This is a genomic window from Streptococcus sp. 2106, from assembly GCF_013277315.1.
In the GTDB taxonomy this organism is placed as follows: Bacteria; Bacillota; Bacilli; order Lactobacillales; family Streptococcaceae; genus Streptococcus; species Streptococcus pseudopneumoniae.
The window spans coordinates 1-7,603 of sequence record NZ_VMMS01000132.1; the positions used below are offsets into that span (position 1 = coordinate 1).

6 protein-coding genes are annotated in these 7,603 nt (G+C 41.1%); 1 reads left to right on the forward strand and 5 read right to left on the reverse strand.

The genetic code is table 11. From position 1 onward, the window contains the following. Positions 1-178 precede the first annotated feature (178 nt). From metG to HT723_RS10985, 4 genes are all read right to left on the reverse strand, one after another. Positions 179-2,176 (reverse strand): methionine--tRNA ligase, encoded by a 1,998-nt coding sequence (gene metG, locus HT723_RS10970; protein ID WP_100104825.1) that lies wholly within the window; start codon positions 2,174-2,176, stop codon positions 179-181. Between the two features lie 123 nt (positions 2,177-2,299). Then, entirely contained in the window at positions 2,300-3,559 is a 1,260-nt protein-coding gene (locus tag HT723_RS10975; protein WP_001180416.1) for an ABC transporter permease, read from the reverse strand. A gap of 1 nt (position 3,560) precedes the next feature. Next, positions 3,561-4,262 carry an ABC transporter ATP-binding protein gene (locus HT723_RS10980; RefSeq protein WP_000811473.1) on the reverse strand — a complete coding sequence of 234 codons (702 nt, stop codon included), beginning with the start codon at positions 4,260-4,262 and terminating at the stop codon, positions 3,561-3,563. Next, positions 4,246-5,445: an efflux RND transporter periplasmic adaptor subunit gene (locus HT723_RS10985; RefSeq protein WP_100104826.1), complete on the reverse strand. Its 1,200-nt coding sequence runs from the start codon at positions 5,443-5,445 to the stop codon at positions 4,246-4,248. The genes HT723_RS10980 and HT723_RS10985 overlap by 17 nt, the downstream gene beginning before the upstream one ends. 285 nt (positions 5,446-5,730) lie before the next feature. On the opposite strand from HT723_RS10985, the gene gor reads away from it, so the two are divergent. Next, a complete protein-coding gene (gene gor, locus HT723_RS10990) occupies positions 5,731-7,077 on the forward strand; it encodes a glutathione-disulfide reductase (RefSeq protein WP_050261892.1) in 1,347 nt (448 codons plus the stop codon). A gap of 165 nt (positions 7,078-7,242) precedes the next feature. Here gor and HT723_RS10995 read toward each other — a convergent pair. Continuing rightward, positions 7,243-7,603: hypothetical protein (locus HT723_RS10995; protein ID WP_172935197.1), on the reverse strand; the 361-nt coding region annotated here is incomplete at its 5' end.

The following is a 7,603-nucleotide window of genomic DNA, read 5'->3' on the forward strand; positions in this document are numbered from 1 at the left end:
GACTTCGTCAGTTCTATCTACAACCTCAAAGCAGTGTTTTGAGCTGACTTCGTCAGTTCTATCTACAACCTCAAAGCAGTGTTTTGAGCAACCTGCGGCTAGTTTCCTAGTTTGCTCTTTGATTTTCATTGAGTATAAATAAAAAAACAGAACTAGCCTGAACTAGTCCTGTCTATTGTTACCCAATCACACTTCCGTTTGGTACAGCTGGATCAACTGTAAGAAGGGTTAATTGTCCATCATGTTCAGCTGAGAGAATCATCCCTTGGCTGACATATTTTTTCATCATTTTACGTGGTTTGAGATTGGCAACAATTTGAACTTTCTTGCCGACCAATTCTTGTTCATTTGGATAGTATTTTGCAATTCCAGAAAGAATTTGACGATCTTCTCCATCACCAGCATCCAAGCGGAATTGAAGCAACTTATCAGAACTTTCCACTTTAGACACCTCTTTAACTTCGGCAACACGGATTTCGACCTTGTCAAAGTCTTCAAACTTGATTTCTTCCTTGTTGAGTTTGAGTTCGACTTCGTCTGGATTCCATTCTTTTTCGACAGCTGGCTTGTTACCTTCCATTTGTTCCTTGATATAGGCGATTTCTTCTTCCATATCCAAACGTGGGAAGATTGGTGTTCCTTTGGCAACTACAGTCTCATCTGCCGGGAAGTCAGCCAAGCTCAAGTTTTCAAGGCTCGCTACTTCTTCCAAGCCAAGTTGAGTCAAGACTGCACGACTGGTTTCCATCATAAATGGCTCAATCAAGTGAGCTACAACACGAAGGCTGGCTGCCAAGTGGCTCATAACACTTGCCAATTGATCGCGGAGTGCTTCATCCTTAGCCAAGACCCATGGAGCTGTCTCGTCGATGTATTTGTTAGTACGAGAGATAAGGATCCAGACTGCTTCAAGTGCACGTGGATAGTCAACTGCTTCCATGTGTGTATGGTAATCGGCGATTGATTGCTCTGCAACCTCAGCAAGAGCATTGTCAAACTCTGTTACACCCTCTACATAGGCTGGAATTTGCCCATCAAAGTACTTGTTAATCATAGAGACCGTACGGTTAAGGAGGTTCCCAAGGTCATTGGCCAATTCATAGTTGATACGGCCGACATAGTCTTCAGGAGTGAAGGTTCCGTCTGAACCAACTGGAAGGCTACGCATGAGGTAGTAACGAAGTGGGTCAAGCCCATAACGCTCTACCAACATTTCAGGGTAAACGACATTTCCTTTAGACTTAGACATTTTTCCGTCTTTCATGACAAACCAACCATGGGCAATCAAACGATCAGGTAATTTAACATCCAACATCATAAGAAGGATTGGCCAGTAGATAGAGTGGAAGCGAAGGATGTCTTTTCCTACCATATGGAAGACTGTTCCATTCCAGAACTTGTCAAAGTTACCATGTTCGTCTTGACCGTAGCCAAGAGCTGTCGCATAGTTAAGAAGGGCATCAATCCAAACATAGACAACGTGCTTAGGATTTGATGGGACTGGGACACCCCAGGTAAAGGTTGTACGAGAAACTGCCAAATCCTCTAAACCTGGCTCGATGAAGTTGCGAAGCATTTCATTCAGACGACCATCTGGAGTGATAAATTCAGGATGGGACTTGAAAAATTCGACCAAACGATCTTGGTATTTGCTAAGGCGAAGGAAGTATGATTCTTCGGATACCCATTCAACCTCGTGACCTGATGGAGCAATACCACCAGTCACATTTCCAGCTTCATCACGGAAAACTTCTGCCAGTTGGCTTTCTGTAAAGAATTCTTCGTCTGATACTGAATACCAACCAGAGTATTCACCCAAGTAGATATCATCTTGAGCAAGTAAGCGTTCAAAGACCTGTGCGACAACTTTTTCATGGTAGTCATCAGTTGTACGGATAAATTTATCGTATGAGATATCTAGTAATTTCCAGAGTTCTTTGACTCCAACTGCCATCCCATCAACATAGGCTTGTGGTGTAATGCCAGCTTCTTCAGCTTTCTGCTGGATCTTCTGACCATGTTCATCAAGACCTGTCAAATAAAAGACATCGTAGCCCATCAGGCGTTTGTAACGTGCTAGGACATCACAAGCAATGGTTGTGTAGGCAGAACCGATATGCAGTTTTCCAGATGGATAGTAAATCGGCGTTGTAATATAAAAATTCTTTTCAGACATAATTTTTCCTTTCCAGGCAAATGAAACCTGTTTTTCTAACACTTCATTATATCACATTTTTAAGGATTTTCGATAGGGAAATCCATACAAAAACAAGATAGACGAGTGTCCATCTTGTTGATCTTATTCATAACGAAGGGCTTCAATTGGATCAAGTTTCGATGCCTTGTTGGCTGGCAAGACCCCAAAAATCATACCCACACTAGCCGAAACTGCAAGACTAAATAGGGCAACTGGGATTGATACTCCAACTTCTATACCTTCTATTAAACCTTGCAGTAACAAACCTGCTAAGGCAGTTAAACCACTTGCAATTGTCAAGCCAATTAAGCCACCTAACAAGGTCAAAATCATGGATTCAATCAAAAACTGAATTAAAATATTGGCACGTGTTGCGCCCAAAGCCTTACGAAGACCAATCTCACGAGTGCGCTCTGTCACCGAAACCAGCATGATGTTCATGACACCAGTTCCTCCAACAAAGAGAGAAATCCCTGCGATGGAACTAATAATCGTCGTCATAAAACTAAACGATTGTTGAATTTCTGCAAATACAACGGACTCATCTGCCACCTGGTATTCTCCCTGTTGTAAGCCTGCAAGCTCTGTCATTTTTCGTGCCAGTTCTGGACCCAGAGTTGGGGTTAAACTGGTATCATTCACTCGAAAAACAATACTAGCTATTTCATCTACATTAAAATTCGCAGCAAGGGAGATATTGGTAGTAATAGGCAAGCCACCAAACCCATATATTTTTGACTTTTTAGCCTCCGGACTAGTATAAACCCCAATGACCCGGTAACTAAATCCATTGACTTCTACAACCTTGTTAATAGCCTCTTGAGGAGATTCAAATAAACTAATGGACAATTCCTCATCTAGCAAAATGACACTTGCAAACTCTTTGAAATCTTGCTCTCTCAGACTACGACCTGCAATAATTTCATTCTTAACAGCGTCCATGTAAGTTCTGTTTCCACCTGTCAAATTAGCATTCTCAACCTTTTTATCTTGATAGGTCAAGATGGCATTCGTTGAATTGGTTACATAGTAACTATCCACTCCCTTGAGTTTGGCTGCCTCTTGGACCCAGGATTCTTGCGGTTTTGGCGGTTCAACAGGAATTTCCTCTTCCTTTCCAGAAACCGTAAAAGCTGATTGTTTCTGAGTAAAAGACCCATCTTTACTTTTTTTAGGAGAGAAGAAGACGCTAATATTTTTCTGAGATTTGGTCATATCTTTATTAACTTGACGAGATAGGGAATCTCCCAAAGCCATAATCACAACAACTGATGAAACACCGATAATAATCCCAATCATGGTAAGCAAAGAACGCATCTTGTGAGCCATGATAGATGAAAAGGCAAATTTCAGATTCTGCATCTTAGTTTTCCTCCTTTCCTAACTGAGCACTGTCAGATGAAATGACTCCATCTCGAATGATAATCTGACGTTTAGCATAGGCAGCAATCTCAGGCTCATGCGTTACCATGATAATGGTTTTTCCTTCTTTGTTCAAGTCAACCAATAGTTGCATAATTTGATTCCCTGTTTTGGTATCCAAGGCTCCTGTCGGTTCGTCCGCTAGGATAATAGAAGGATTGTTTACCAAGGCACGAGCAATAGCCACACGTTGCTTTTGACCACCAGATAATTCCGAAGGCAAATGGTGACTACGTTCTGTCAATTCAACCTTGTCTAAATACTCCTCAGCCAACTTGCGCCGTTTTGAAGACGAAACTCCTGCGTAAATCAAGGGCAATTCTACATTTTGCAGAGCATTGAGCTTCGATAGAAGAAAGAACTGCTGAAAGACAAAACCGATTTGTTGGTTACGAACCTTGGCTAATTGTTTTTCACCCAGTCCAGCCACTTCTTGGCCTTCAAGATAATACTCTCCACTGGTTGGTGTATCCAACATGCCAATCGTATTCATGAGAGTAGACTTACCAGAACCAGATGGTCCCATAATGGCAACAAACTCACCCTCATTCACTTCTAGGTTGATATTTTTGAGAACCTGCAGTTCTTGGTCACCATTTCGGTAACTTCTGCAGATATTTTTTAGACTAATTAGTTGCTTCATCAGCCTTCACCTCTTTTCCTTCTTCCAAGGAAGATGTTGGATTACTGATGACCTTGACTCCATTTGTCAGACCTGAAGTGATTTCTTGATTTTCTGCGTCAGCATTTCCCAATGAAACCTCAACTTTTTTAGCCTTTTGTTGTTCATCCACAATCCAGACATAATTTTTACTATCATCCATTACTAGACTGCTGACAGGAACAAGAATAGCCTTGGTTTTGCTTTTAACCTCAATGTTGACAGAAAAACCTTGTTTCAAATCACCAACTTCGCCTGTCACATCAATAGTATAAGGGTATTTAGAACCTGTATTAGCCCCAGCTGCTGGACTAGCTGCTTCACCATTGTTTTTAGGATAGTCAGAAATATAGCTTAATTTCCCAGTCCATTTTTTATCAGGATATACTTTAGAAGTAAAGCTTACTTCTTGACCTACAGAAAGGTTGGCTAGATTGTACTCAGACAATTCTCCCTTGACTTGTAAATTTTCATTGCTGACAATATGAACCATAACTTGACTCGCCCCTGTTGGAGATTTAGAAACATTGCTATTGACTTCGACTACAGTTCCCTCTAGGGTACTGAGAACAGTTGTTGCATCCAATTGACTTTGAGCCTTGCTTAATTGCGCTGCAGCATCTGCACGCGCATCACGGGCATCACCCAATTGAGCGTCAATAGAAGCAACAGAATTTCCAGCCACTAGAGTTGGACTTTGCACCGTTGCATCTTCTCCTCCTGCTGGCGCAGAGGCTTGAGGAGCCGGAGCTGAAGCGGCTTCATTTCGTGCTTGATTGAGTTCATTGATATGACGATCTGCCTTAGCTACTGCTCGACTCGCTGAATCATAGGCCGCCTGCGCTTCTGAACTACTGTACTTGACTAAAGCCTGCCCTTCGCTGACCTTATCCCCCACAGAAACAAGGATTTCATCTAAATCTCCCTTGCTAGCATCAAAATAAACGTATTGTTCATTTTTTGCCGTTACTGTTCCTGATAATAAAACCGACGAAGCAACAGTTCCCTCTTTTGCCACTACTAGATGTGGCGTTTCATCCTTAACATCAGTTTGCGAGGGTTGTCTAAAGAGCAAGATGCCCCCAGCCCCCAATACAACTACACTCGCAGCACCGATGGCTGCATACAGTTGCCACTTTTTAGCTTTACCATTCTTTTTCTTCATAATGAAACTCCTTTTCTTTTTTACAATACTTTGCTATTATACCAAATTTCCCTCCAGCAAACAATGCAGTTCAGATGGAAATAATGACAGTTCAGGATTAAACAATCGTTCGGAAATCCTCCTTTTTCTGTACTAGTTATATGATACACTATCTTGACTTATTTGGCAAGCTTTTTTGCAATTTTTTGTGCGTAGCAGATTTTTGCAATCACATCAAAAAAAAGATAGAATATGACTATCAAAAAATGACACTCTACTATTTAAAAGAGTACAAAGGAGTTTTCAATGAGAGAATACGATATCATCGCTATCGGTGGAGGTAGCGGAGGAATTGCCACCATGAACCGTGCTGGTGAACATGGAGCCAAAGCGGCCGTTATTGAAGAAAAGAAACTAGGTGGAACTTGCGTCAACGTCGGCTGCGTTCCTAAAAAAATCATGTGGTACGGGGCGCAAATCGCTGAGACTTTCCATCAATTTGGAGAAGACTACGGTCTTAAGACTACTGATCTTAACTTTGACTTTGCAACCCTACGTCGCAATCGTGAAGCCTACATTGATCGTGCTCGTTCTTCTTATGATGGTAGTTTTAAACGCAACGGTGTAGACTTGATTGAAGGTCATGCTGAATTTGTAGATTCTCATACTGTCAGCGTAAATGGTGAACTGATTCGTGCTAAACATATCGTGATTGCTACTGGTGCCCATCCAAGTATTCCTAATATTCCTGGTGCTGAGCTAGGTGGCTCTTCTGATGATGTATTTGCCTGGGAAGAACTTCCAGAGTCAGTTGCTATTCTAGGCGCGGGTTATATTGCCGTTGAATTGGCTGGCGTACTCCACACTTTTGGTGTCAAGACAGACCTCTTTGTTCGCCGCGATCGTCCTTTACGTGGTTTTGATTCCTACATCGTTGAAGGTTTGGTCAAGGAAATGGAAAGAACAAACTTACCACTTCATACTCACAAAGTCCCTGCCAAGTTAGAAAAAACTGCTGACGGCATTACCATTCATTTCGAAGATGGTACTAGTCACACAGCTAGCCAAGTTATCTGGGCTACAGGCCGCCGTCCAAACGTTAAGGGATTGCAACTTGAAAAAGCTGGAGTCACTCTGAACGAACGTGGCTTTATCCAAGTGGATGAATACCAAAATACTGTTGTTGAGGGAATCTATGCTCTAGGTGATGTAACAGGTGAAAAAGAACTGACTCCAGTTGCTATCAAGGCTGGACGTACTTTATCTGAACGTCTCTTTAACGGAAAAACTACTGCAAAAATGGATTACTCAACTATTCCAACTGTTGTCTTTTCACACCCTGCTATCGGAACTGTTGGTTTGACAGAAGAGCAAGCTATTAAAGAATACGGTCAAGACCAAATCAAGGTTTACAAATCAAGCTTTGCATCTATGTACTCTGCTTGCACTCGCAACCGTCAAGAATCCCGTTTCAAACTCATAACAGCTGGTTCAGAAGAAAAAGTTGTCGGACTTCATGGAATTGGCTACGGCGTTGATGAAATGATTCAGGGATTTGCCGTTGCTATCAAAATGGGAGCAACCAAGGCTGACTTTGACGCAACTGTAGCGATTCACCCAACTTCATCTGAAGAATTTGTAACCATGCGTTAATCGAAACAAAAGAAGCAAAGCAAAAAACACTTCTAAATATCAAAAAGCGAGTATTTCCGTAGTTGGAGATACTCGTTTTCTTATGTTTTATTTTATAGTATGTTGAAGTAAGATATGCAAAAATCAATTAACAAACCATAGCAAAATACAAGGATTATAATACAATCATTTATTCTTTTCTTTAAAAGATTCATATATTTTTTTATATAATTCTTTTATATCTTTTTTCTGAGAATTCAACTCTTCTTTACCGTAGTCAAAGTTTGCTACCACAAATCCCGCGCCATCATCAGAAAAAGTAAAAAATTCTATTTCAATTAGTTTATTATGCTTAGAGTCCTCTATGGTGTCTCCTAAACCATTATTGAATTTCTTCACTTCTTCTTCACGAACTCCGAACCCCGTAGCAGCTCCATTTGCAATGATGTTTGAAAATACTTCTTCTGAAGATGATACTTCTTTCACAGTTATGAAGTATATAGCTTCTTCCGTTTCTACTTGTCTCACTTTATACTGGACTAAAATC

Bases quoted from the DNA above. Each gene is read 5' to 3' on its own strand.
- metG (WP_100104825.1), bottom strand. From the start codon at position 2,176: ATGTCTGAAAAGAATTTTTATATTACAACGCCGATTTACTATCCATCT.
- HT723_RS10975 (WP_001180416.1), bottom strand. From the start codon at position 3,559: ATGCAGAATCTGAAATTTGCCTTTTCATCTATCATGGCTCACAAGATG.
- HT723_RS10980 (WP_000811473.1), bottom strand. From the start codon at position 4,262: ATGAAGCAACTAATTAGTCTAAAAAATATCTGCAGAAGTTACCGAAAT.
- HT723_RS10985 (WP_100104826.1), bottom strand. From the start codon at position 5,445: ATGAAGAAAAAGAATGGTAAAGCTAAAAAGTGGCAACTGTATGCAGCC.
- gor (WP_050261892.1), top strand. From the start codon at position 5,731: ATGAGAGAATACGATATCATCGCTATCGGTGGAGGTAGCGGAGGAATT.